Below are 24,841 nucleotides of genomic sequence, written 5' to 3'. Positions count from 1 at the left end.
TGCGGGTGTCAGATTAAAATGCCGGATTGATCAGCAGCACCTTGCCAAGATTGGCGTTGCTCTCCAGCAGGCGGTGGGCATCGGCGGCCTGATCCAGGGGCAAACGGCTGTGGATCAACGGGCGTACCTGTCCCGAAGCCAGCCACGGCAGCAGATTTTCCTGAATGCAGCGGGCCAGGCGAGACTTCTCTTCGCGGCTCATGGGGCGCAAGGTGGAGGAGGTCAGACTCAGGCTTTTACGCATCAGCAGTTGCAGGTCCAGCTCGATCTTCGCCCCTTGCAGAAACGACAGGCTGACGTGACGCCCGCCCGGGGCCATGGCCGCAAGGTTACGCGCCACGTACGGGCCGCCGACGTTATCCAGGACCACATCAACGCCGCGTCCTTCGGTGCATCGGGCGATCACGTCGACGAAGTCCTGCTCGTGTCGATCAATGGCGCGCCAGACTCCCAGTGCCTGCAGCATCGCGATTTTTTCCGCGCCACCGGCGGTGGCAATCACTCTGGCACCGGCGGCATGGGCGCACTGCACGGCAAAACTGCCGACACCGCTGGCGGCACCGTGGATCAGCACGGTCTCGCCCGCCCCGAGGCGGCCCAGTTCAAACAGGTTGTGCCACACGGTAAAGGCTGCTTCCGGGACACCGGCGGCATCTTCCAGGGACAGTCCTGCGGGTACGGGCAGGCAGTGCTCCGCCAGGGCCAGGCAATACTCGGCATAACCGCCGCCATTGAGCAGGGCCATGACCCGATCACCGGGAACGAAGCCGGTGACGTCGCTGCCCACCGCAACCACTGTTCCCGCGGCTTCCAGGCCCAGTACATCGGTCACACCCGCTGGTATCGGCATGCCGCTGCGCTGCATCAGGTCGGGGCGGTTGACCCCGGCGGCGGCCACGCGAATCAGCAGTTCGCCAGCCTGGGGCTGCGGCATCGGTCGCTCGACGCTGCATAGCATGTCGGCTGCTCCCGGTTCGCGGGCGATAACGGCGCAGATCGTGTCAGGCAGCAGACGGCTGATGGGCGAGGTAACGGAATCAATAGCGCTCATGAAAGGCTCAAGTTCAGGAAGTGGGCAAGGCATCGGCGGCAAAGGCGCAGATGCCCTCGCTGTCGAAGCTCAGGCCAGCGGCAGCACCGACTGGCCAACGGGTCAGGGCGTCGAGGCCGGACTGACGGACGAACAGGCGTTTCTGGCCCAGGGCCGGGACGTCCAGATGAATGTCGACGTGATCGCCCTGGAACACATGGGTGACCACGGTGGCGCTGAGCAGGGTGTCCGGCCCCAGTGCAGCGAGGCGGATGTTTTCCGGGCGCACATAGATATCCAGCCGTGCACCGACTTCGGCATGAACGCGGTCAGCGGGCAGGCGCAGGGCGCTGTCCCCCATGGCCAGGATCGCCAGGTCGTCGCGGCTCAGGTAGCGGCCGGGGAGAATATTGACGTCGCCGACGAAGCTGGCCACGAACGGGTCCTCGGGGCGGCGATAGATCGAATCCGGGGTGCCGATCTGGCGCACATGCCCGGCAGACATGACCACCACTCGATCGCTCATGCTCAGGGCTTCGCTCTGGTCATGGGTGACGAATACGGTGGTGACCCCCAGCTTGCGCTGGATGTCCTTGAGTTCGATCTGCATCGACAGGCGCAGGTTCTTGTCCAGGGCCGAGAAGGGCTCGTCGAGCAGCAACACCTTGGGCCGGATTACCAGGGCCCGGGCCAGGGCCACGCGCTGTTGCTGCCCCCCGGAAAGTTCGCGGGGCTTGCGCTCGCCGAAACCCTGCAACTTGACCAGGGCCAGGGCCTGTTCGACCCGCTCGGCTATCTCTGCCTTGGCCACGCCGCGCATGCGCAGGCCGTAGCCGATGTTTTTTGCCACGCTCATATGAGGGAACAGGGCGTAGTTCTGAAAGACGATACCGATCTCCCGCTGGTAGGGCGGGGTTTCGGTGACCAGTTGGCCGTCAATGAAAATCTCGCCGTTATCCGCTTCGGCGAAACCGGCCATCAGGTTGAGCAAGGTGGTCTTGCCGCAACCGGATGGTCCCAGCAAAGTGATGAATTCGCCTTCGTGGATCTTCAGCGAGACCTCATGCAGGGCAATGGCGTCACCGAAGCGCTTGAGCACCCTGTCCAGTTGCACGGCAATATTGATCTTCGCCGTGGCAGGGCTGTCCACGGCCACGATCGCAGGTGCTGAGGTCTTGATCTGTGCAGTTGCCATGGGCGCTCCGTGGCTCGATGGGGAGAATTTCAGGCGCCGGTCCAGTCGTCCGGGATCACCGCAATCACATCGATTTCCATCAGCCACTCAGGCTGACCGAGGCCGGAAATCACCAGGCCGGTGGAGATGGGGAACACGCCCTTGAGCCATTTGCCGACCACCTGATACACCGGCTCGCGGTAGCGCGGGTCGATGATGTAGGTGGTGGTCTTGACGATGTGGGACAGGTCGGAGCCCGCTTCTTCCAGCAGTTGCTTGACGTTTTTCATGGCCTGTTCGGCCTGGGCGCGGGGGTCGCCGAGACCGACCAGATTACCGTCAAAGTCAGTGCCGATCTGGCCGCGCACATACACCGTGTTGTCGGCGCGCACGGCCTGGCACAGGTCGTTGTCCAGGGTCTGGTTGGGGTAGGTCTGCTTGGTGTTGAACATCCGGATGCGGGTGTGAGTAGGCATGTCGGGAGCCTCCTGGAGAAGTGAATGGAGCAAGCTTCACATTGCCCCGGCTTTGCCGAAACCAGCATTTGGACGGGGCAATGCTTAGGAAAAACCGAAGCCCGGGATTGGCCAGTGCGCCACCCCGGGAAGCAGCTCAGGATGGCTCGTAAGCCATGTATTCGTTTTGCAGGACGATATGGTCGGCGATGTATTTCGCGTCATGCCACACGCCATAGATAAACGAAGAAGCGCGGTTGACCAGGTTGGGCAGGCCGAGGAAGTAGATGCCGCTTTGCGCACAGATCCCGCGCTTGTGGAAGGGCTCGCCCTTGTCATCGAAAGCATTGACCTGCAGCCAGCTGAAATCGAACTTGAAGCCGGTGGCCCAGAGAATGGTGGTAATGCCGGCCTGCTCCAGGTCCAGACTCAGGACCGGATGGGTCAGGCAGTCCGGATCAGGCAGCAGCTCCCAGGCATCGGGTTCCTGGGGGAACGGCAGGCCGTTCTGCTCGATATAGGCATCGGCATCACGCAGCACGTCGAAGTACGCCTTGTCACCCTCGGCGACGTTGGCTGCCAGGCCCGGCTCGAATTCCATGACGCCGTTATTGCAGGACTTGGTCAGACCGACCAGGGTGATGCCCTGATGGGCGAGGCGGCGGAAATCTACGGTCTTGCCGCCTTCATAGCCGCTGACGGCAAAGGCCACGTGCTTCTTCTTCGGGGTGATGCGCACTTCATCCCACAGGCCCAAGGCACCCAGCCACCAGCAGTAGTCGCGACCGCGGTACGAGCGAGGCGGGCGGTAGTGCTCACCCACCGAGAGGTAGACCTTCTTGCCTGCCTTTTGCAGTTCTTCGGCAATCTGCGAACCGGAAGCACCGGCGCCTACTACCAGCACCGCGCCCTCGGCCAGTTGGCCCGGATTCTTGTAGGCACACGAGTGCAGCTGCTGGACCTTGACCTGTTCGGAAACTATGTCCGGCATGGCCGGGCGCTGGAAAGGGCCGGTCGCCGCGACCACATTGGCGGCTTCGATAACGCCTTGGGAAGTCGTCACCTTGAAGCCGGGGCGGCCGACGTGACGTTCGACCTTGAGCACTTCGACACCGGTGCGGATCGGCGCATTGAGCATGGCAGCATAGGCTTCGAAGTAGTCGGCCATGCGCTCTTTCGGCGGAAAAACTTCCGGGGAAATGTTGCTGAATTTCATGCCCGGAAAGCGATCGTGCCAGGCCGGGCCGTTGGCAACCAGGGAGTCCCAGCGCTCCGAACGCCAGCGTTCGGCGATGCGGCTGCGCTCCAGTACAAGATGCGGCACCCCCATGAGTGAAAGATGCTCGCTCATCGCGACACCCGCCTGGCCTGCGCCGACCACCAAGGTGTTGATTTTTTCTACAGACATTTGGGTTTCCTAAATTAAAACGACCTTGATCGGTTTCGCCGATGCCATTGCATCAGCAGCACGTCGAGAAGGCACAGGAGCCTTGCAGACTTCATTCATCCACGGCGGCCAGTGTGATCAAGGGTGGTTCTGATAGGAATTCTGCTTTTTGAACGTAGAGCTTAGGAAAAACCGAACCCCGCTTGAACGTGGGCAACGGGATGATTGCACCTCGTCGCGTGCAGAGAGGTGGTCGGACTTCCCGGCATGAACTCTGCAACGCGGTCAACTCAAGGTTGGCACCGTTGTTCGCCAATCCGTGCAGATGTGGAGGGCTTCATGCTCAGTCGTATTACCCAGCGCCAGCTGGAATATTTTGTCGCTTCCGGGGAGGCCGGCAGCATCAGCGCGGCATCCGAACGCATTCATGTGTCGTCACCTTCCATCTCGGCGGCGATCACCCACATGGAGGCCGAGCTGGGCATTCAGTTGTTCATCCGGCATCACGCCCAGGGCATCTCCCTCACCGCAGTGGGACGCCAGGTCATGCAGGAAGCCAAGTTGATTCTGGAGCAGATGAGCAATCTTTATACGATTGCCTCCGAGTCGCTCAATACGGTACGCGGTCCGTTGCGCGTGGGTTGCCTGCACTCGCTGGCCCCGATGATCACGCCTGAGCTGGTGTTCGGTTTCGGCCGCGCCTTTCCGGGAGTGCGTATTACCCAGGTGGAAGGTGATCACGAGCAGTTGCTGGAAAAACTGCGCAGTTCCGAGATCGATATCGCCCTGACCTACGACCTGGTCAGCAGCGCCGATATCGACTTCCAGCCCCTGGCCAAGCTGCCGGCGTACGTGATGGTCGGTGACTATCATCCCCTGGCCAATCTGCCTGCGGTGACTACTCAGGATCTGGAAAACTATCCCATGGTGTTGCTGGATATCCCCTGGAGCCGGGAGTATTTCCTCGGCCTGTTCACTCAGACCGGTACTACGCCGAACGTGGTCATGCGCTCCAGCAATCTGGAAACCGTACGGGCCATGGTCGGTAATGGCGTGGGCTTTACCATTGCCAATGCCCGGCCCAAGGGCAATATCTCCCAGGACGGCAAGCGCCTGATCCGTATTCGTCTGTCCGGTGACCTGCGACCCCTGCAACTGGGTTATGCCACAGCCACCAATGCCCAGCTGTCCCGGGTGGTCTCGGCGTTTACCGAGCGATGCCGCATGTTCGTGTCCGACCAGTACATCCCCGGCATGGCCGCACCGAGCTTCTTTGACCCCCATACCGTGCGCCCGGCTGCCGATATCGGCTGAGCAGTCTCGCACCACTGTTGATCATTCCTCGAAACAACCTCTGCTTCGGATTTTCTCGCCCCAGTTGTAAATCAGAAACGAATTTAAGCAACGGCTCCCGGCCTGCAGACTTTCAGCAAGAGACAAGCCCAGGGAGGACCATGGATGCGCTGCACCAACGTGTGGCGTCCGCGCGGCGCGTGGAATGGTTGCTGCGCTTTTATGGGGCGATTCGCTGGCAGGCTGGTCAGGCGCGCAACACGACACATAAAAAACGTCATACCGCTGCATCGGTTCTGCCTACGCACTGGTCCAGTTAATCCTAATTGACCGTGAACGCCTCTCTCCCCGAACCTCGTTTCAACGGTGCATACCGTCAGACGTATTCGAGCGGGGCGTCCGGTTGCACTTTCTGATTTTTTTGTTGAGCACGGCGACGATGACATTCGACTGGAATTACATGTTTGGTTTGCTGGCCGATGCCGAGTTCTGGCGAGCGACCTGGACCGTTATCAAGCTGAGCTTCGTGACCTGGGTACTGAGTATCGGCCTGGGTTTCTTCGTGGCCCTGGCCAAGCAGTCGAAACGCCCGCTGCTGAACGCTCCGGCCCGTGCCTATATCTGGCTGTTTCGCAGCCTGCCGCTGCTGGTCCTGCTGATCTTTGTCTACAACATTCCCCAAGCATTTCCTGCCGCTTCGGCGGTGCTGGGCGACCCGTTCTGGGCCGGTCTGCTGGCCATGGTCCTCTGTGAAACGGCCTACGTTGCGGAGATCCATCGCGGCGGCCTGCTGTCGATTCACAAGGGCCAGGCCGAGGCGGCGCGGGCCCTGGGCCTGAAGTTCCTGGGCACCCAATGGCGGGTAGTGATTCCTCAGGCCCTGCGGGTGGCCTTGCCGTCCCTGGCCAACGAATACATTTCCATCGTCAAGCTCAGCTCCCTGGTGTCAGTGATCTCGCTGACCGAAATCCTCATGGTCGGCCAGCGCCTGTATTCGCAGAACTTTCTGGTCATGGAAACCATGGCGGCGGTGGCGTTCTACTACGTGCTGATCGTCACGGTGTTCGACTACCTGCTCAAACGCCTGGAGAAGTTTCTCGACGTCAATCAGCGCAACGTCTCCCGGGTACCCGATGCCGAAGTCCTCGCCCTGGCGACCCAGCAGCGTGCCGTGGTGCAGCGTGCAACCAGCAGCGAGCCACAGGTCCCGGCGTTGCAGGCCAGCCGTCTGCACAAGGCTTATAACAATGTCGAGGTACTTGGCGCCGTCAGCCTGCAGATCCAGCCCGGTGAAGTGGTCTCGGTGATCGGCCCGTCCGGTTCGGGCAAGACCACGCTGATTCGTTTGCTCAACGGCCTTGAGCAGATCGACAACGGCGATATCAAGATCAACGGGCAGCCCTTCATTCATCTGAGCAAACAGGGCGCTTCGATGCCGCAATATGTCGAGCACGCCGAGCACCGCCTGAACATCGGCATGGTGTTCCAGAGCTTCAACCTGTTCCCCCATCTGACCGTGCTCGACAACCTGCTGATGGCGCCGCGTTACCACCGCCTGGGCCGTATCGAAGAGCTCAGGCAACAGGCCTACGCGCTGCTGCACAAGGTGGGCATGCTCGATCACGCCTGGAAGTACCCGCATCAGCTGTCCGGCGGCCAGCAACAGCGGGTAGCGATTGCCCGGGCCTTGATGATGCGTCCACAGATCATGCTGTTCGACGAGCCGACCTCGGCCCTGGACCCGGAGAAAGTCAACGAGGTACTGCAGGTCATCGAGGCACTGGCGAAGGAGGGCATCACCATGGTGATCGTCACCCACGAGATGAATTTCGCATTCAAGGTTTCCGACCGGATCGTCTTCATGGAGAAGGGCCGCGTGGTTTGTGATGACAAACCCCAGGTGCTGCGCAGCGGCCACAACCCTCGCGTCGAAGCGTTCCTCAAGGATGTTTCGCTGGCATGACCCTTAATTTTTCAGGTTGCAGGAAGAGCAGAACATGATCGAGCAATGGCAGGTTGAGCAATTTCACCGGGACGGCTTCCTGGTGGTGGAAGGGGTCCTGGCGGCCGATGAGGTAGCGGCGCTGCAGCACGACTTCGACCAGTGGGTTGAAGAGAGTCGCGGCCATGCCGAGGGCTGGGGCGAAACCATCGACGGTCGTGCGCGCTTCGATCTGGAGGGCGATCATCGTGCCGATCATCCGTCGTTGCGCCGGGTCAGCTCGCCGACCGAGATTTCCCCGGCCTACCGGCAGGTGGCACTGCAGTCGCGCATGGCGGCGATTTCCGCGCAGTTGATCGGCGGTGGCGGTACGCGTTTCCATCACAGCAAAATCAACTCCAAGCTGCCTCACACCGCCACCCAGGTGAAGTGGCACCAGGACTTCCTGTTCACCCCCCACAGTAACGACGACATCGTCACCGCCTTGTTGATGGTCAGCGAAGTGACCCCGCAGAACGGCCCGCTGAATGTGATCCCCGGCAGCCATAAAGGTCCGCTGTGGTCGCACTGGCACGAGCAGCGCTTCACCGGCGCGGTGGATGACCGGGTCGTCGAAGAACATTGCCAGGAGCCGGTTGCCTGCTTCGGCCCGGCCGGTTCCGTGTGCTTCATGCACACACGTTTGTTGCACGCTTCAAGCCCTAACGAGACCGAGCTGCCGCGCACTCTGTTCATCAGCGTCTATGCCGCTGAAGACGCGCTGCCATTCGGCGAAAACCCTCTGCCCAGCCAGCACTCCGGCCTGATGGTGGCCGGTCAGGAAAGTGGCCTTGTGCGCTCCACGAGCAATCAGATGCGCTTGCCGCAGAAGCCGCGCGGTGCCTCTTTCTTTGTGCAACAGGCTGGCCAAGACCAAGCCACTGCCTAACTTTTCTCAACCTTGCGGGTACTAATAAATGACAGCGATGCACAAGTTGGTTCGTCCTATTGCCCTGAGCCTGATCGGCGCAGCGGTGGCAATGACTTCGTTGGCGGCTTCGGCCTTTCAACAGGATGGCAAGATCGTCGCCGGTTCTGACGTGACCTTCTTCCCCTACGAATACATGGACAACAATCGCCCGGCCGGCTTCGATATCGAGTTTCTCGACGGCCTGGGCAAGGTCATGGGGCGCAAGGTGGAAACCGTCGACACGCGCTTTCCCAACCTGATCACCGGTCTGCAGGGTGGCCGCTTCGACGTGACCAATTCGTCGATGTACATCACCGCCGAGCGGGTGAAAGTCATCGACATGATTCCTTACCTGAAAAGCGGCGAATCGATCCTCGCCCTCAAGGGCGGCGAGTTCCAGCCCAAGCGTCCGGAAGACTTCTGCGGTCACAAGATCGGTTCCATGGCTGCCACGTCCTGGCTGGCGCAGATGAACAAACTCTCGGCAGAGTACTGCGTCAAGAATGGCCTCAAGCCTATCGCGATCAGTGAATACGCCACCGACCCGCAAACCACCCAGGCCATGCTTGCTCACGCCGTCGAAGCACAGATCACCGACGCCGCCGTAGCCCGTGGCGTGGTCGACAAACTCGGCGGTCGCGTGGTGATTTCGTCCGATACCCTGATTTACCCGGTACTCAATGGCTTGGGCGTGAAGAAGGGCAACGACGAGGTCAAGAAGGCCCTGGTCGACGCTCTGGCCAAATACCGCACCACGCCGGAATACGCGGCGCTGCTGAAGAAGTACAACTTCCAGGCGCCTACCGATGAAGACATCGCGACCCTGATGCCTAAACCCTGATAAGAGGCTATGGCGTGGGCCGCACTCCGTTGTGGCCCACGCCCTGCGGAGAAAGATTCATGTCGTTAACTTCAGAAGAGCAGGCCTTCGAAAAGCAGGCTCGCATCGATCTCGCGGCGACCTTGCGCATCGTTGCTCACCTGGGCATGCATGAGGCGGTGGCCAATCATTTCAGCGCTGCGGTGTCGGCGGATGGCAAGAAATTCCTGATCAACCCGAAGTGGAAACATTTCTCCCGCATCCGCGCCAGCGACCTGTTGCTGCTGGATGCTGACGACCCTGCCAGTGCCACGCACCCGGATGTCGACTCCACCGCCTGGGCGATCCATGGGCAGATCCACCAGCGCCTGCCTCAAGCTCGCACAGTGCTGCATTTGCATCCGGTCTACACCACGGCGGTAGCCTGCCTGGCCAAGCCTCAGGTGTTGCCGATTGATCAGAACACCGCGCGCTATTTCAACCGGGTTGCCGTCGATGAAATGTACGGCGGCATGGCCGACACCGAGGCCGAGGGTGAGCGCCTGGCCGGGCTGCTGGACGGCAAGAGTCGCCTGCTGATGGGCAATCACGGGGTCATGGTGATCGCGCCGAATATTGGCGAAGCCTTCGACGATATCTGGACCCTGGAGCGGGCCTGCCAGATCCTTGTCACGGCATGGTCCACCGGACAGCCGTTGCGTGTGCTGTCGGACGAGGTTGCCGAGAAAACCGCCAAGGGCTGGGAAAAAATCACCGACTTCTCCCGTCGTCACTTCGAAGAAATGAAACAGCTGATGATCGATGCCGATCCTTCTGTCCTTGACTGATGGAGCAGTAAACGCCTTGTGGGACCGGCTTTAGCCGGGAAGGCGTCGCGGGGTTCAAAGTCTCTTTCCCGGCTGAAGCCCGCAGTAGTCCGTGAATATCATCGAATCTGTAGGAGCGGATTCATCCGCGAAGGGGCCAATACATCCAACACATTAGCGGCGTCCGGAATAAAGCTTTCGCGAATGAATTCGCTCCCACAGTAGCCCGTGAATATCATCGAGATCTGTGGGAGCGGATTCATCCGCGAAGGGGCTACTCTGGCTTTACAGCAAACATAGAATCTCCCACGGTAGTCTCTTTCCAAGTCAGGCTTTGGCGTATCAGGCCACCGGCTCAAGCCTCTCGCCAGCATGCTGGCTTCTGCCACCTGGTTTCAGCGCCTGAGCAGAATATCGCGATTGACCTCGCGGATATCGGTCCTGCCGCAGAACGCCATGGACAGGTCCAGTTCGTTCCTGATCAGCTCAAGTGCCGTGCTTACACCTTGCTCACCCAGGGCGCCCAACCCGTAGAGCATGGCGCGGCCGATATAGGTGCCCTTGGCGCCCAGGGCAATCGCCTTGAGCACATCCTGACCCGAACGAATGCCACCATCCAGATGCACTTCGGCATAGCTGCCGACTGCGTCGACGATGGCCGGGAGTGCCGAAATGGATGAGGCCGCACCATCTAGCTGGCGCCCGCCATGGTTGGATACGATGATCGCATCGGCACCGGCCTCTACTGCCAGCCGGGCGTCGTCGGGGTCCTGGATCCCCTTGACGATCAGTTTGCCGCCCCAGCGCTGTTTGATCCACGCCACATCCTGCCAGGACAGGCGCGGGTCGAACTGATCCCGCGTCCAGTCGACCAGAGAGCTGATGTTATCGACGCCTTTGGCATGGCCGATGATATTGCCGAACTGACGATTGCCGGTGCGCAGCATATTCAGGCACCAGCGCGGTTTGCTGGCCATATTGGCGATATTGCGCAGGGTCGGTCTGGGCGGGATGGACAGGCCGTTCTTCTTGTCCTTGTGGCGCTGGCCGAACACCTGCAGGTCCATGGTCACCACCAGGGCCGAGCAGTTGACGTTGCGCGCGCGTTCGATCAGGTCTTCGACGAAGCTTCGGTCACGGGTCACGTAGACCTGAAACCAGAACGGATGACGATCCGTGCCTTGCGCCACCGCTTCGATGGAGCAGATGCTCATGGTCGACAGGGTGAAAGGGATGCCGAAGTTCTTCGCCGCCCGTGCCGCCAGAATCTCTCCGTCGGCGTGCTGCATGCCGGTCAGACCGGTAGGGGCAATGGCCACTGGCATGCTCACCGGCACACCGACCATGCTGCTGGCGGTGCTGCGTTGGGTAATGTCGAACGCCACACGCTGGCGAAACTCCAGGCGCTGAAAATCCGCCTCGTTGGCGCGGTAGGTGTATTCGGTCCAGGAGCCGCCATCGACATAGTCATAAAACATGCGCGGCACCCGCTTGCGTGCGAGCCTGCGCAGGTCTTCGATACAGGTAATTTCAGCCATGTAATCCGTAAACCCGAGTGAGAGAAGCATCAAGCTTTACAGCGCGCAGCGTGGGCGCGAAACCAGTATTTCCGGCGGGCAGTGGTTAGGCAAAAGTGAAGCGCGATTGCGCCGCAAACGCAGTGGTGGTCGGGCCTATGCAAAGCTCATCTCAATTCAGCTGTTGGCGTGGTGCCTCTCGCCAACAGGTCGAATAGGTGCAGGTTTTCATATCCTGACTCCTGAACTGCACTAACCAACTGCGCCCATGAGCATGCTAAAAACGCTATCCCCCTGCATGGAAGGCTTCAATGGACAGCTTGCCCCCGGCTCAAGGCGACACTCACTTCGGTGCCTTCTGCATTGCCAGTTTTCTGCTGTCGGTTGCCTACGGCGCAACCTTTCTGCTGTCGCTGCTGGTGAGTTCCTTTGGCGGCAACGAAAACAACGCCGGGCAAGTGTTTGCCGTGGCGATGGTCAGTACTCTGGCCACGGTGCTGTGCTCCGGGCATGTCCTGCAGCGCTTGGGTGCTGCGCGCTGCATTGGCCTGGGAGCGCTCTGCCTGGTGATCGCCTCACTGGGCTTTGCCCTGGTGCCGGGTCTGGGAGTCGCGCTGCTGCTCTGCGGATTGATGCTGGGCATTGGCTGGGGGCTGTTTTATACCGTCGGGCCGATCATGGTGGCCGCAATGGTCAAGCCAGCGCGCCGAACCCACTGCTTTGCGCTATTGTCGGGCAGCATGCTGACGGGGATTGGCTGTGGTCCCTTGGCGGGCAAGCTGGCAGGGTATTTCGGGTTGCCTGTGCAGGCGGCTTTTTTCTGTGCGGCGATCGCTGCCACCCTGGGCGGTGCCTATTTCTGCTGGCTGGACGCGCGGGGGGGAGAGTCGACTCACCGGCCCGGCACCCCGGCGCATATCAGTCTTGCGTCGGCCGTTGAGGTACTGCGTTCGCGCTCGGCTTTTTCGATTGTCATGGTTGGCCTGGGCGGAGCAATCTTTGGTGGCCTTGGCAGTTTCCAGACCAGCTATTGCGCCAGCCTCGGGCTGGACTACTCGCTGTTTTTCACGAGCTTCATGGGCGCGGCCATCGGTTGCCGCCTGTTCATTTCCGGATGGCTGGTCAAGCGCGATCCGTTCGCCGCCTCGGCGGTCTTGACCACCTTCATGCTGATCGCCGTCAGCGGGTTCGATCACTGGGTGCATGACAGCTTCAGTTACGTAGTGACGGCGGCGTTGCTCGGGGTTGGTTACGGGCTGAATTACTCGGTCATCAACGGTCTGGCCGCCAATGAAGCGCCACCGGGCCTGACAGCTCAGGCCCTGTTGCTGTTCAGCCTTGCCTATTTCATTGGCGTATTCGGCTTCCCCTTTATTGCCGGCAAGGTCATTGCCGACATGGGTGTGCACGGGATGTTGTTGGGCGTGGGGGCAATTGCCGCGCTGGTCTGGGTGCTGAGCGTGGGGCGCTGGGTTCGGGCAATGCTTGTGCGGGAATGATTTGCAGATTCTGTCATTTGACTGGCATGAAGTTCCTGTGGATTTGTGTCTGTCGCACACCTGCATGGCGGCAATATGCCATGCCTGAAAGCACCTCCCTCCTGTAAAAACTGTGCACCCGTTCACCTTCGCTCGGGTTACGTTTTGAAACTATTGTTTACCCGCCGTGTACTAATACACGCCACTGGTTGGACTTTGCCTTAGGCATAATGGCGCCCTTTAGCGTGCCGGTCCGCCATCCTTCAAGAGATGCCCACTGTTTTCCGGGCCCGCCTTGACCTTGTCTTCATCCATTCGCATGCCTCAAAGGTGCTTTTTCAATGATCTGGTTTCTCGAAGGGCAGGCCTCTCAGCGCGACGTCATTATCGGCGCCCGCGATGCTTTGCCTTCAGGTACCCGTATTGTTGCTTCCCATCGCCGTGACCGCCCGGAGATTACCGGCGAGGCCGACCTGGGTCTGCAGGAGCCCGAGGACCATGAAGAACGCCTGGACTGGGTGATCGCGACAGCCAGGGCTCATTCGATCAAGGTGGTGGTCGCCGGGCGGATTGGCGGCTCCTACGAAGCTCATCGCGCCGATTTCGAAGCGGCTGGCGTGGTGCTGGTGACCGGTGGTAGCTCGATGCGCACTTTTGAGCTGGTGGACGACAAGAGTCTTTTTACCGCCGAGGCTGAGCGGGTCGGCCTGGCCTGTGTCCCGGCGATTACCGTGACCAACGCCCAGGAGCTGACCAGTGCCTACGAGACCCTGGCGGCCGCGGGCGAGGTCTGCGTCAAACCCACCGTGGGCATCTATGGTCAGGGGTTCTGGCGCTTCAAGGACGGTATCGATCCATTCCGCTGCTTTGCCAATCCGGATGCCCGTGAGGTCGATTTTGCCGCTTACCTCCAGCTTTACCAGACCCAGGCAGACCGCCCGGCGATGCTGGTAATGCCTTATATGGCCGGGCCGGAGTGTTCCGTCGATATGGTGTGCGAAGCGGGGCGGGTGGTCGGGTTCGTCGGCCGCCGCAAGCAGGGCGTGCACCAGACCTTCGAGCGAGACAGCGCGGCGGTCCGTCTGGCGCTCAAGGCGGCAGAACACTTTGGCTGCGACGGCATCGTCAACGTGCAGACCCGCGACGACGCCGATGGTGTGCCGCATCTGCTGGAGATCAACCCGCGCTATTCCGGCGGCATCGGCTACACGCGCGCGACCGGTATCAACCTGCCGGGGATCTTCGCCACGCGGCGTCTGGGCTACGCTGAGCCGGTCGGCGAGTGGATCGATGGCGTGCGGGTCAAGCCGATTACCGTTGCCGTCGCCGTCCCGACCTCATGCTGACCGGCAATAGCGTCATCATGCATGGCTATACCGATGTACACATTCATACTCATGGAGTGAGAGCATGCTTCTGGCAACAGGCGCCAATGCGGTTCTAGCGTCAGCCGATACGGGCTGGACGCTGGAGGTCGATCAAGCGGCAGCATTCGGTGCGACTGCGGCGATCGCCTTGCTGCCCATGGATGACAAACGCCAGCCCAAAGGCACGCCTGCACTGTTCCATACCCCGCAAACGCAGTGGATGGAGTGGAGCGGGGAGCCTGCGAAGATCGGCTGCCGGCTCAAGCTGGCCAGTCTTCCGGCTGGCAGCGACCGCGTGCTGTTGGTGGTCTACACCTTTGCGGCGATTGGCCCGGTCAGTGAACTGGGCAGCCTGCGCCTGGAAGTGGACGGCAGCATTGAGCATCACCTCGATCTGCGCAAGAACGGCGAAGCGGCAATAATCGTCGGCGAATTCTACCTGCGCGGCGGGCAATGGAAGTTTCGCGCGCTGGCGGAAGGCTCGGCCTACGGCCTGGCGGCCATGGCGCGGCGCATGGGCATCACCATCGACGACGGCAACCCCGAGCGTCGTGGGCCTGGTCATGACCGTGCCAGGCCCGGTGAAGGTTCAGGCGGTGCAACGGGTACCGGCTTTGCAGTGTCGGCGGGAGTTGTGCTGACCTGCGCCCATGTGATCGAAGGCATGCAGAACATCCATATCAGCTCATTTAACGGCCGCTACCCCGCAGAACCTGTCATGGTGGACGGTCGCAATGATATGGCACTGCTCAGGGTTCAGGGTGTCAATCTGGAACCGGTGCATTTTTCCGGCGGCCCGGGCTGTTCGCTGGGCGATTCCGTGGTCGCCATTGGTTACCCGCTGTCCGGTCTTGCCGGTGGGGGCACCCACGTGACCCAGGGCGGTGTGTCTGCGCTGTTCGGACTGCACAACGATTCGAGTCTGTTGCAGTTCACGGCAGCGATTCAGCCGGGGTCCAGCGGCAGCCCGTTGTTCGATTCAGCCGGAGCAGTCATCGGCATGGTCACCTCGTCGGTGCCGGATGCGCAGAACATGAACTTCGCAGTGAAGTCCAACCTGCTGCTGTCGTTTCTCGATGCCTGCCACATCGGTGCTGTCAAAGACGTGGAAAAGTCGTCTCTCAATGCCGCCGAGATCGCTCGTCGGGTCCAGCCCTCGCTTTGGAAAGTCGAGGCGCGCAGTCACTAGAAACGTTCACCGTTTATCGCGCACCTCAGTTACATCACCATCGGCCACAGGGAATCAGTATGGAGCTCACCACCACGAGCCAGCAGTCGACCAAGCTCAGCGTATCGCTGTTGCGCGGATCGCTTCACGTCGACGTAGATCCCTCCTCGATTGCCCCCGAGAGCCTGTTTGGCTTTGCAGAGCGGCGTAACCCGAAACGCGCATTTCTTTTTGTTTCCCGCGTGCTGGGCAAGCACATTCCGGTCCGGCCTGCGGTGATGCAGGCCAGCTACGAGCATCTGGCGGCAAAGATCCCGGTCGATCTACCCGGCCCGGTACTGGTCATCGGCATGGCCGAGACCGCCGTGGGCCTGGGCGCCGGCGTGCATCGCGCCTACAGCGCAACCCGTTCCGACAGCCTTTATATCGTCAGCACCCGTCATCCCGTAGGCGAGCAGATGTTTGCCCGCTTCGAGGAGGAGCACAGCCACGCCAGCGCGCACCTGATCCATATGCCGGTGGACCCGGCGATCCGCGAAATGATGCTCAACGCGCGTTCCCTGGTGCTGGTCGATGACGAAGCCTCAACCGGCAAGACCTTTATCAACCTGCACAGGGCCCTGGCCGACGCCGGCCTGAGCAAGGTCGAGCGGGTCGTCACCTGCGTGCTCACCGACTGGTCCGCAGGCGCGGTGTCCAGTTCCATCGGTGCGAGTGCCGATCAGGTCTCGCTGCTGCGCGGTGCCTACCATTTCATCGAGGACCCGGACGCTCTGTTGCCGGAAATGCCCGAGACCGGCACCGTCGCCGTGGGCGAATGGCCCATCGATCCGCGCAATGACTGGGGACGCCTGGGCGTGCGATCGGTGGCCGATACTCTGGCACCGGATCTTCAGGTCAAGCCGGGTGAGCGCATCATCGTCCTGGGCACCGGCGAATTCGTCTGGAAGCCGTTTCTCCTTGCCGAGCGCCTTGAACGGGCCGGAGCCGATGTGCATTTCAGCTCGACCACCCGCTCGCCCATCGCCATCGGCCATTCGATTCACCATGCGCTGTCCTTCTCGGACAACTACGGGCTGGGCATTGTCAACTTCCTCTATAACGTTGCCCCCGGCCAGTTCGACCGGGTGTTGATCTGCAGCGAGACTGATGTCCTGGCGGTGCCGTCTGCGCTGATCGAAGCGCTTAACGCCGAGGTAATCGTCGATGGCCGCTAATCGCCCCCTCGCTCTGGTCGATCTCGACGACACGTTGTTTCAGACCGGGCGCAAGATGCCTGAAGGCAGCCCGCGCCATCCGGCTTCGTTCGACGTCAACGGCGGCGTCAGTGGCTATATGAGCGACGTGCAGAAAAGCTTCGTCGAGTGGCTGCTGGCGACCACCGATGTCGTGCCGGTCACGGCCCGTAGCGCCGAGGCATTTGGTCGCGTACGCCTGGGCTTCAACCAGGGCGCCGTTTGCTCCCATGGCGCCGTGATTCTCAACCCGGACGGTTCGGTGAATGCCGACTGGCATGCGCTGATGGGCGAGCGTCTCGACGCCTATCAGCAGCGTCTGCCCGCACTCTGTGCCGATGCTTTGCAGATCGGCGAAGAACTGGGCATTTCCCTGCGTGGCTGGGTAGTTGAAGAGGCGCAGCAACAGCATTACGTGGTAATCAAGCACAACGACGGCACCGACGCGGACTTGCTGCGGGTGCTCGAACATATCCGTGGTCGCGGCCTGCTCGACGGCATGCACGTGCACAGCAACGGCAACAACCTGGCGCTGCTGCCCGAGGGGCTGGCCAAGCGTGTGGCGGTGGAACACCTGCTGGAGCTGGATCGCGCCGTTAATGGCGTGCGGCCGATACTGGGTTTTGGCGATAGCATCACCGATCTGGGCTTCATGGACCTGTGCACCTTCTGGTCGACCCCGGCGCGCAGCCAACTGGCTGCCATGGTCAAGGGCGCTCTCCATGGATAACGCCTTCGCGCAACTCAATACCGTGGGCAGCGGCAGTTACTTGCCAGCAGATGTGCACTTTCTGCTGCAACCGGTCGATATGGCGATGACTGACGTTGTTGAAAAAGAGCGGCTGATCCAGAGCCGACAAAAACACTATTCCGAGATGATCAGCGAGGAATCGGCGCCTTCGGCCACGCATATGGCGCTCTATGAGCGTGCCATGACCCAGAACGCTGTGCGTATGGCCGCTGATGTGCAGTCACTGGCGCTGGCACTTGATGCCCAGTATCAGGGGGCGAGCATTGCCCTGGTGTCCTTCGTGCGCGCCGGGTTACCCCTTGGCGTGCTGCTGCGTCGGGCGTTGATCGAGCGGGGCCGTGATGCCCATCACTATGGCATCAGCATCGTCCGCGATCGCGGTATCGATATGGTGGCCCTGGAGTTGATCATCGGCCGCCACGGCGCCGAGAACATCGTCTTTGTCGATGGCTGGACCGGTAAAGGTGCCATCTCCGGGGAAATCCAGCGCTGTCTCGCTGGCGATTCGCGTTTTCCCCGGACGCCGCGGCTGGTAGTACTGGCCGACCCCTGCGGGCGGGCCTGGCTTGCGGCATCGTCCGACGACTGGATCATTCCGTCGGGGATTCTCGGCGCTACCGTTTCCGGTCTGGTCTCGCGCTCTATCTGGCCTGCCGCCGGTGGCTTGCATGGCTGTGTCGTCTATAAGCACCTGCACGAACATGACGTCACGGTCGACTTCATCGAGCGCATCGAAGCCGTGCGCTCGTCAGTACAGGTAGCACCCGCCCGGCCATGGAGCGAAGAACAGGCCCTGGCCCTGCAGGCATCCGCCCTTGGTGTGGTGGAGCGGCTGGCCAATCGATTCCAGATTGCCAACCTCAATCGCATAAAGCCCGGTATTGCCGAGGCGACCCGTGCGGTGCTGCGTCGTGTTCCTGATCGGGTGCTGGTGCGTGATCGTGCCGACCCGGACGTGCAACTGCTGATGCACCTGACGGGCCTGGCCGGTATCGACGTGGAAGAAGCCGGTGCCGAACTCGGGCCTTACCGAGCGGTTACCATCATTCGGAGTGTGAGCTGATGAAGCGAATTTCTCCTTACGCCCTTGGCGCGACGCTATATATGCCCGCCACCCGGGAAGACATCCTCGATATCGCTCTGGGCCATAAGTTGCCCGAGCTGCGCTCGCTGGTGATCTGCCTGGAAGACGCCGTGGCGTTCACTGATGTCGATACGGCCCTGCAGAACCTGCGTGACCTGCTGCTGCGGATCGAAGCCTGGGGCGGTCGTCCGACCAACGGGCCTCTGGTGTTCGTACGGCCCCGGGATGTCGAGATGGCCGCTGTGCTCAACGACTGGCCGCTGATGTATCTGATCGACGGCTTCGTGGTGCCCAAGTTGACGCTGGCCTCGTTGCCCGCCTGGGCCGGTGCGGTGTCGGACCCGCGCCTGGCGCTGATGCCGACTCTGGAAACCCGCGAGGTGTACAGCCCCAATGCCATGGTCGAATTGGGCGAGGCCCTGGCCCTGACCTTGGGTGAGCGGATCATTGCCCTGCGCATTGGCGGTAACGACCTGATGGGGTGTCTGGGCCTGCGCCGCAATCCGTCTGCGACGCTGTATCAGACGCCCATGGGCTACGTGATTCCCATGCTCGCCGGAATTCTTGGCGCGCAAGGCTTTGCCCTGACCGCACCGGTATTCGAGTCAATCGCGTCACCTGCGTTGCTGACGGAGGAACTGGAACTGGACCTTTCCCACGGCCTGGTGGGCAAGACGGCCATTCATCCGGCGCAGATACAGCTGATTCACGAAGCACTTCGCGTCGGGATTGAGGAACTCAATTGCGCCCGGCTGATTCTCAATGAGTCTGCCCCGGCGGTTTTCAAGCACAACGACGCGATGTGCGAGCCGGCAACCCATTTCAATTGGGCGACGAAAATTATCGAACGGGCGCAGTGGCATGGGGTGAAACAAACCGATGTCAGTCTTATGGAACCCATTCGCCTGGCCGAGGTAGGTCGATGACACAAGAAATGCTTGAAGCAGGCCCTGATGGGGCAAAGGTGCTGTCGGTATTCGATTTCGACGGCACCCTGACGACCCGGGACAGCTTCGTCCCGTTCCTCAAGTTTGCCTTTGGCAATCGTGCTTTTGCCTGGCGCATGGTGCGTATGCTGCCCTCAGCCCTACGCTACCTGGGTAAAGGTCTGACACGAGATGAATTAAAAGCGAACTTGATCGCCAACTTTCTTACCGGCATAAAAGTGGATTGGGTGGAGCAGAAAGCCGTGGAGTTCCGCGCGCGCTTCTGGTCACGGCTGATGCGTCCGGCGGGCGTGCAGTCCGTTGCCGGTGAATTGGCTTCCGGGGCCCAGGTGACCATTTGCTCGGCCTCGCCCAGCCTGGTGCTAAGGCCCTTTGCCGAGCATCTGGGCATCAAGCTGATCGCCACTGAACTAGAAGTGGTCGATGGCTATCTGACCGGGCGTTTGAGCGGCAACAACTGCCGCTGTGAGGCCAAGGTACTGCGCCTGGAGGCGGTCTACGGGCCGCTCACGCAGTATCGCCTGCGGGCCTGGGGCGATACCCGCGGCGACCATGAACTGCTGGCCGCCGCCCAGGACGCCCACTGGCGGCACTTTCACCCGGCCTGGCAGCGCGGTCGCCTGCGCATCGCCAGGATCGGCAGCCGGGTCAAGCCCGGGGAAGCCACACAGAATTCGGTAACAGGTGTCTCTGGCGTTGGCCAGGGGCCGAATGATCAACAAGGAGCGTAACGATGGCATTGACACTCACCAAGAACCAGACGATTTCCCTGGAAAAAACCGCAGGCAGCAGCCTGAGCAAGATTTCCCTCGGTCTGGGCTGGGATGCCGCGAAAAGCGGTTTCTTCGGCAAACTGATGGGCAACGGTGGCGAAATCGATCTGGATGCATCCTGCATTCTGTTCGACGAACAGCTCAAGCCGGTGGATCTGGTCTGGTTCCGCCAGTTGCAGTCCAAGGACGGCTCGATCCAGCATTCCGGCGACAACCGCACCGGCGAAGGTGATGGCGACGACGAGTCCATCGCCGTTGATCTGAGCCGATTGCCAGCCAGCGTCAAATACCTGGTGTTCACCGTCAACAGCTTCACCGGGCAGAATTTCGAGAAAGTCGAGAACGCTTACTGCCGTATTTCCGATACCGCTGCCCGCAAGGAGCTGGCCCGTTTCAACCTGTCCGAGAAGGGCGGCCATACCGGTATCGTCATGGCCAGCCTGACCCGTGGCGCGGGTGGCTGGGACTTCAAGGCCGTCGGTGTGACCACCAATGGCCGCACTGCTGACGATCTGGTCAGCCTGGCGGTCGAGGCCGTGCGCTCATGACTTCCCTGGTACCGGGTGGCAACGCGCCGGTTGCCACAGGTTCACTGCGCGTCGACGTAGCCTATAGCCCGCTGGCGGGGGCCGATATCGACGTCTCCGCGTTTGCCTTGAACGTCGACGGCAAGGTTCGCGGCGATCAGGACATGTGCTTCTACGGCCAGCCCAACGTGCTGGGCGGTGCCGTGCAGATGACCGACGCTGCTGCCGGGCGTGCAACCTTCACCGTTGATCTGAGCCGCCTGGATGCTGCTGTCGAGCGCGTGGCGCTGACGGCGACGATCCACGAAAACAAGGCCAGTTTCGCGGGTGTCTCGACCTTGAGCATTACCGTAGCCGGTGATATCGATGCGCAGATTCCCACCGGCGGCATGCAGGAAACAGCGTTGATCCTGGGCGAGTTCTATCGTCGCCAGGGCGCCTGGAAGTTTCGCTGCGTCGCCCAGGGGTTTGCCGGTGGCCTTGAGCCATTGGCCAGGCACTTCGGTGTCGAAATCGCTGCCGCCCCGGCACCTGCGCCGTCCGCCGCGCCGCAACCCGCGCCGGAGCCAGTTGCACCCAAGGCCACGGTCAGCCTGAGCAAGGTCACCCTGGACAAGACCCGTTCCTCCATCAGTCTGGCCAAGACCGCTGCCGGTTTCGGCGAAATCAAGGTCAACCTGAACTGGAACCGGGGCAAGTCCGGTGGGGGCTTCTTCTCCAAGAGCAAGTCCATCGATCTCGACGTCGGTTGCCTGTTCGAGTTGCAGGATGGCTACAAGGGCGCGGTCCAGGCCCTGGGTAATGCCTTCGGCGACCTGAAGAACGAGCCTTACATTCAATTGATGGGGGACGACCGTACCGGCTCCGTTTCCGATGGTGAATGGCTGCATATCAACGGCCAGAAATGGAGCGAGATCCGTCGCATCCTGGTCTTTGCCTTCATCTACGACGGTGCGCCGAACTGGCGGGAAACCGACGGTGTGGCAACCATCTTCGTACCCGGGCAACCGGAAATCGAAGTACGTCTGAACGAGGAGGGCGGTCGTCTGGGAATGTGCGCCATCGCGTTGCTGGAAAACGACAACGGCGCCGTCAAGGTTACCCGCAGGGTCGATTTCCACAAGAGTCATTCGCCCATGGACCAGGCTTACAACTGGGGCATGCGCTGGTCTGCCGGCTCCAAATAAACGTTGATTTCGCGAGGCAGTTTGCCTCGCTTTCCGAGGATTGCATCATGTTGGAATGGCTCAAAACCAATGCGGCAAAGGCGCGTGAAGCGCTCACCACCGAAGTCTCGAAGTTCAAGAACAAGAACTTCATGGAAGCGACGGCTGCAGCCTGCGCGATGATCGCGGCGGCTGACGGTGAAGTCTCTTCTTCCGAGAAAATGAAGATGACCGGCTTCATCAACAACTCGCCGGAGCTCAAGGTGTTCAACCTGAGCGACGTGATCAAGGCGTTCAACGACTCGGTCAGCAAGTTCGAGTTCGACTACCAGATTGGTCAGGCCGAAGCCCTGAAAGTCATTAACAAGATCAAAGGCAACGACGGCGCTTCGCGTCTGTTGGTGCGGGTCGCCTGTGCCATCGGTGCGTCCGACGGTAACTTCGACCAGAAAGAAAAGGCGGCTTGCCGCCAGATTTGCCTCGAGCTGGGTCTGAACCCGGCTGATTTCGAACTTTAAGGTACTTAGTCTTGGATACGCAGATTGGTTTTCCCCCACTGACCATGGCGGTTTTCGTCGGGATGGCCGTTGGCGCCATGCTGTTGGACATGGTCACGCACCGCGGCGACAAGCCGGTATCCCTGGCCAAGGCGTCGGTATGGTCGATCTTCTGGATCGCCCTGTCCCTGGCCTTCGCCGGGTTCCTTTATGTGCAGCACGGCCCGGAAGTGGCCAGCCTGTTCGTTACCGGTTATGCCCTGGAAAAAGTCCTGAGCGTCGACAACCTGTTTGTCTTCATGGCCATTTTCGCCTGGTTCAAGGTGCCTGACGGCCTGCGTCACCGCGTGCTGTACTGGGGCATCATCGGCGCCATCGTGTTCCGCGGCGTCTTCGTCGCCATCGGTACCGGACTGCTGGCCTTTGGCCCGTGGGTCGAGGTGATATTCGCGGTGATCGTGGCCTGGACGGCAATCATGATGCTCAGGGCCGGCGGTGATGACGAGGAAGAGGAAGACTATTCCACTCACCTGGCCTACCGCTTCGCCTCCAAGCTGTTTCCGGTGTGGCCGAAGCTTTACGGCAACCAGTTTTTCGTCAGCCGCAAGACCCTGGAAGGTGAAATCACCAAGCCGGAAAACGCTGGCATGAGTCTGGCGGCCAAGGGCGCGATCTTCGCCACTCCGTTGTTCCTTTGCCTGGTGGTCGCCGAAGTCTCGGACGTACTGTTCGCCTTCGACTCGGTGCCTGCGGTTATCGCCGTGAGTCGCGAGCCGTTGATCGTTTACTCGGCCATGCTCTTCGCCATCCTCGGTCTGCGCACCATGTACTTCGTTCTCGAAGCGCTCAAGCGTTACCTGGTTCACCTGGAAAAGGCAGTGATCGCGCTGCTGTTCTTCATCGCCATCAAGCTGGGCCTGAATGCGACCGACCATCTGTTCCATCATGGCTACAGCATCAGCGCCAACACCAGCCTGCTCATTGTCATGGTGGTACTGGTCATTGGCATCGTTGCCAGCCTGATCTTCCCGGCCAAGGAAGAAACAGAGACCGAAGCGAATTGATCCTTAATCACAAGTAAAGGAGTTGTTGAAAATGGCATTGTCTCTTCAGAAAGGTGCAAACCTCTCCCTGTCGAAAACCGACCCGTCCCTGTCCAAGCTGCTGATCGGCCTGGGCTGGGATCCACGGGCGACTGACGGTACCGAGTTCGACCTCGACGCCAGCGCATTCCTGCTCGGCAGCAGCGGCAAGGTGCGCAGCGACGCAGACTTCATCTTCTACAATCAGCTCAAAAGCGCTGATGGCTCTATCGAGCACACTGGTGACAACCGGACCGGTGCCGGTGATGGCGACGACGAATTGCTCAAGGTCGACCTCAGCCGCGTTCCGGCCGATATCGACAAAGTCGTGTTCACCGTGACCATTCACGAAGCCGATGCGCGCAAGCAGAACTTCGGCCAGGTGGGCGGTGCGTTCATCCGCATCGTCAATGAAGTGACCGGTGCCGAAGTCGTGCGTTACGACCTGGCCGAAGATGCGTCCACTGAAACCGCGATGATTTTCGCCGAGCTGTACCGCAACAACGGCGAATGGAAATTCCGCGCAATTGGCCAAGGCTATGCCGGTGGCCTCAAGGCAGTCGCCAACTCGTTTGGCATGAATTTCTAAACCAACTTTCCATCAACGATCAAGGAATAAGACCATGGCTGTAAGTCTGTCCAAAGGCGGTAACGTCTCGCTGTCCAAAGAAGCTCCGGGCCTCTCTGAAGTAACGGTAGGTCTGGGTTGGGATGCCCGTGTTACCGACGGTCAGGAATTCGACCTCGACGCCTCGGTGTTTGTTGTCGGTGAAAGCGGCAAGGTCCTCGACGATGCCAGCTTCATTTTCTACAACAACAAAAAATCCGCCGACGGCTCCATCGAGCACATGGGCGATAACCGTTCGGGCGCAGGCGATGGCGACGACGAGCAAGTCAACGTCAAGCTGACCGGCCTGGCACCCCTGGTGAAGAAGCTGGTGTTCGCTGTGACCATCCACGACGCCGAAGGCCGCAAGCAGAGCTTCGGTCAGGTCGGTAACGCCTACATCCGTGTAGTCAACAAGGCGGACGGCAAGGAGCTGGCACGCTACGACCTCAGCGAAGACGCTTCCACCGAAACCGCGATGATCTTCGGCGAACTGTATCGCAATGGTGAAGAGTTCAAGTTCAAGGCCATCGGCCAAGGCTTTGCCGGTGGCCTTAAGCCGTTGGCTGAAGCCCATGGCGTGGCAATCGGCTAAAGCCGAGCTGCTACGAAAAAGCCCCTGCATGTCAGGGGCTTTTTTATTGCTGTTGGCAGCTGATTCAGTGGCAGCGCATTGTGTGAGCGAATTAATTAGCGAAGGCGGTTGTTAAATAAAAGGCCAAATAGCGAATTAATTAGGTGCCCCACGGTTTTTAACAAACAAGCGGGCGGGGTGGCCCGCGAATA

Annotated in this window: 25 protein-coding genes; 20 read left to right on the top strand and 5 right to left on the bottom strand. The window is 60.7% G+C overall.

All coding sequences use genetic code 11. The features are described 5' to 3' along the window. Positions 1-13: 13 nt before the first annotated feature. From ACCD02_RS18715 to ACCD02_RS18700, 4 genes are all read right to left on the bottom strand, one after another. A complete protein-coding gene (locus ACCD02_RS18715; RefSeq protein ID WP_413304860.1) occupies positions 14-1,051 on the bottom strand; it encodes an NAD(P)H-quinone oxidoreductase in 1,038 nt (345 codons plus the stop codon). A 13-nt stretch (positions 1,052-1,064) separates the two neighbouring features. Further along, positions 1,065-2,225 carry an ABC transporter ATP-binding protein gene (locus ACCD02_RS18710; RefSeq protein WP_413304857.1) on the bottom strand — a complete coding sequence of 387 codons (1,161 nt, stop codon included), beginning with the start codon at positions 2,223-2,225 and terminating at the stop codon, positions 1,065-1,067. A 29-nt stretch (positions 2,226-2,254) separates the two neighbouring features. Further along, positions 2,255-2,680 (bottom strand): RidA family protein, encoded by a 426-nt coding sequence (locus ACCD02_RS18705; protein ID WP_413304854.1) that lies wholly within the window; start codon positions 2,678-2,680, stop codon positions 2,255-2,257. Between the two features lie 136 nt (positions 2,681-2,816). After that, entirely contained in the window at positions 2,817-4,067 is a 1,251-nt protein-coding gene (locus tag ACCD02_RS18700; RefSeq protein WP_413304851.1) for a flavin-containing monooxygenase, read from the bottom strand. A gap of 318 nt (positions 4,068-4,385) precedes the next feature. On the opposite strand from ACCD02_RS18700, the gene ACCD02_RS18695 reads away from it, so the two are divergent. The 6 genes from ACCD02_RS18695 (at position 4,386) to ACCD02_RS18670 (ending at position 9,877) form a co-directional block, all read left to right on the top strand. Then, positions 4,386-5,360, top strand: a complete 975-nt coding sequence (locus ACCD02_RS18695) for a LysR family transcriptional regulator (protein WP_413304848.1) — start codon at positions 4,386-4,388, stop codon at positions 5,358-5,360. Positions 5,361-5,500: 140 nt separating this feature from the next. Then, positions 5,501-5,659 (top strand): hypothetical protein, encoded by a 159-nt coding sequence (locus ACCD02_RS18690; RefSeq protein WP_413304846.1) that lies wholly within the window; start codon positions 5,501-5,503, stop codon positions 5,657-5,659. A gap of 119 nt (positions 5,660-5,778) precedes the next feature. Then, positions 5,779-7,302, top strand: a complete 1,524-nt coding sequence (locus ACCD02_RS18685) for an amino acid ABC transporter permease/ATP-binding protein (protein ID WP_413304843.1) — start codon at positions 5,779-5,781, stop codon at positions 7,300-7,302. A 34-nt stretch (positions 7,303-7,336) separates the two neighbouring features. Further along, positions 7,337-8,209, top strand: a complete 873-nt coding sequence (locus tag ACCD02_RS18680) for a phytanoyl-CoA dioxygenase family protein (protein WP_413304840.1) — start codon at positions 7,337-7,339, stop codon at positions 8,207-8,209. A gap of 28 nt (positions 8,210-8,237) precedes the next feature. Beyond that, entirely contained in the window at positions 8,238-9,071 is an 834-nt protein-coding gene (locus tag ACCD02_RS18675) for an ABC transporter substrate-binding protein (protein ID WP_413304837.1), read from the top strand. Positions 9,072-9,130: 59 nt separating this feature from the next. Beyond that, positions 9,131-9,877, top strand: a complete 747-nt coding sequence (locus ACCD02_RS18670) for a class II aldolase and adducin N-terminal domain-containing protein (protein WP_413304834.1) — start codon at positions 9,131-9,133, stop codon at positions 9,875-9,877. Between the two features lie 374 nt (positions 9,878-10,251). Here the strand turns inward: ACCD02_RS18670 and ACCD02_RS18665 are convergent, their stop codons facing one another. After that, the gene (locus ACCD02_RS18665; protein WP_413304832.1) at positions 10,252-11,394 is read right to left on the bottom strand and encodes an L-lactate dehydrogenase; all 1,143 of its coding nucleotides are present in this window, start codon (positions 11,392-11,394) and stop codon (positions 10,252-10,254) included. A 290-nt stretch (positions 11,395-11,684) separates the two neighbouring features. Here ACCD02_RS18665 and ACCD02_RS18660 point away from each other — a divergent pair, with 290 nt between their 5' ends. The 14 genes from ACCD02_RS18660 to ACCD02_RS18595 all read left to right on the top strand — a co-directional run bounded on the left by ACCD02_RS18660 (position 11,685) and on the right by ACCD02_RS18595 (position 24,650). After that, positions 11,685-12,872 carry an MFS transporter gene (locus tag ACCD02_RS18660; RefSeq protein ID WP_413304830.1) on the top strand — a complete coding sequence of 396 codons (1,188 nt, stop codon included), beginning with the start codon at positions 11,685-11,687 and terminating at the stop codon, positions 12,870-12,872. A 320-nt stretch (positions 12,873-13,192) separates the two neighbouring features. Next, positions 13,193-14,197 (top strand): ATP-grasp domain-containing protein, encoded by a 1,005-nt coding sequence (locus tag ACCD02_RS18655; protein ID WP_413304827.1) that lies wholly within the window; start codon positions 13,193-13,195, stop codon positions 14,195-14,197. A 64-nt stretch (positions 14,198-14,261) separates the two neighbouring features. After that, on the top strand, positions 14,262-15,407 hold the full coding sequence (locus ACCD02_RS18650; protein WP_413304825.1) for a trypsin-like peptidase domain-containing protein: 1,146 nt from the start codon (positions 14,262-14,264) through the stop codon (positions 15,405-15,407). Positions 15,408-15,466: 59 nt separating this feature from the next. Further along, positions 15,467-16,603: a phosphoribosyltransferase domain-containing protein gene (locus tag ACCD02_RS18645; protein WP_413304822.1), complete on the top strand. Its 1,137-nt coding sequence runs from the start codon at positions 15,467-15,469 to the stop codon at positions 16,601-16,603. Then, positions 16,593-17,351 (top strand): trehalose phosphatase, encoded by a 759-nt coding sequence (locus ACCD02_RS18640; RefSeq protein WP_413304819.1) that lies wholly within the window; start codon positions 16,593-16,595, stop codon positions 17,349-17,351. The genes ACCD02_RS18645 and ACCD02_RS18640 overlap by 11 nt, the downstream gene beginning before the upstream one ends. After that, positions 17,344-18,435, top strand: a complete 1,092-nt coding sequence (locus tag ACCD02_RS18635; RefSeq protein ID WP_413304816.1) for a cysteine protease StiP family protein — start codon at positions 17,344-17,346, stop codon at positions 18,433-18,435. Before ACCD02_RS18640 ends, ACCD02_RS18635 begins: the two co-directional genes overlap by 8 nt. Next, complete coding sequence (locus ACCD02_RS18630) at positions 18,435-19,382, top strand: HpcH/HpaI aldolase/citrate lyase family protein (RefSeq protein WP_413304813.1); 948 nt, start codon at positions 18,435-18,437, stop codon at positions 19,380-19,382. Before ACCD02_RS18635 ends, ACCD02_RS18630 begins: the two co-directional genes overlap by 1 nt. Beyond that, the gene (locus ACCD02_RS18625) at positions 19,379-20,134 is read left to right on the top strand and encodes an HAD family hydrolase (protein WP_413304812.1); all 756 of its coding nucleotides are present in this window, start codon (positions 19,379-19,381) and stop codon (positions 20,132-20,134) included. The genes ACCD02_RS18630 and ACCD02_RS18625 overlap by 4 nt, the downstream gene beginning before the upstream one ends. Before the next feature lie 2 nt (positions 20,135-20,136). Continuing rightward, complete coding sequence (locus tag ACCD02_RS18620) at positions 20,137-20,724, top strand: TerD family protein (protein WP_413304809.1); 588 nt, start codon at positions 20,137-20,139, stop codon at positions 20,722-20,724. Further along, positions 20,721-21,890: a TerD family protein gene (locus ACCD02_RS18615; protein WP_413304807.1), complete on the top strand. Its 1,170-nt coding sequence runs from the start codon at positions 20,721-20,723 to the stop codon at positions 21,888-21,890. The genes ACCD02_RS18620 and ACCD02_RS18615 overlap by 4 nt, the downstream gene beginning before the upstream one ends. Positions 21,891-21,937: 47 nt before the next feature. Next, positions 21,938-22,387 carry a tellurite resistance TerB family protein gene (locus ACCD02_RS18610; protein WP_413304805.1) on the top strand — a complete coding sequence of 150 codons (450 nt, stop codon included), beginning with the start codon at positions 21,938-21,940 and terminating at the stop codon, positions 22,385-22,387. Between the two features lie 44 nt (positions 22,388-22,431). Beyond that, complete coding sequence (locus ACCD02_RS18605; RefSeq protein WP_413305122.1) at positions 22,432-23,430, top strand: TerC/Alx family metal homeostasis membrane protein; 999 nt, start codon at positions 22,432-22,434, stop codon at positions 23,428-23,430. Positions 23,431-23,461: 31 nt separating this feature from the next. Further along, entirely contained in the window at positions 23,462-24,037 is a 576-nt protein-coding gene (locus tag ACCD02_RS18600; protein WP_413304802.1) for a TerD family protein, read from the top strand. A 34-nt stretch (positions 24,038-24,071) separates the two neighbouring features. Continuing rightward, positions 24,072-24,650 carry a TerD family protein gene (locus ACCD02_RS18595; RefSeq protein ID WP_413304800.1) on the top strand — a complete coding sequence of 193 codons (579 nt, stop codon included), beginning with the start codon at positions 24,072-24,074 and terminating at the stop codon, positions 24,648-24,650. The last annotated feature ends 191 nt before the right edge of the window (positions 24,651-24,841 follow it).

It is taken from the genome of Pseudomonas sp. Pseusp88 (assembly GCF_047303955.1).
Taxonomy (GTDB): Bacteria; Pseudomonadota; Gammaproteobacteria; order Pseudomonadales; family Pseudomonadaceae; genus Aquipseudomonas.
The sequence above is the reverse complement of the archived record's forward strand: the minus strand, read 5'-3'. Positions and strand labels throughout refer to the sequence as shown.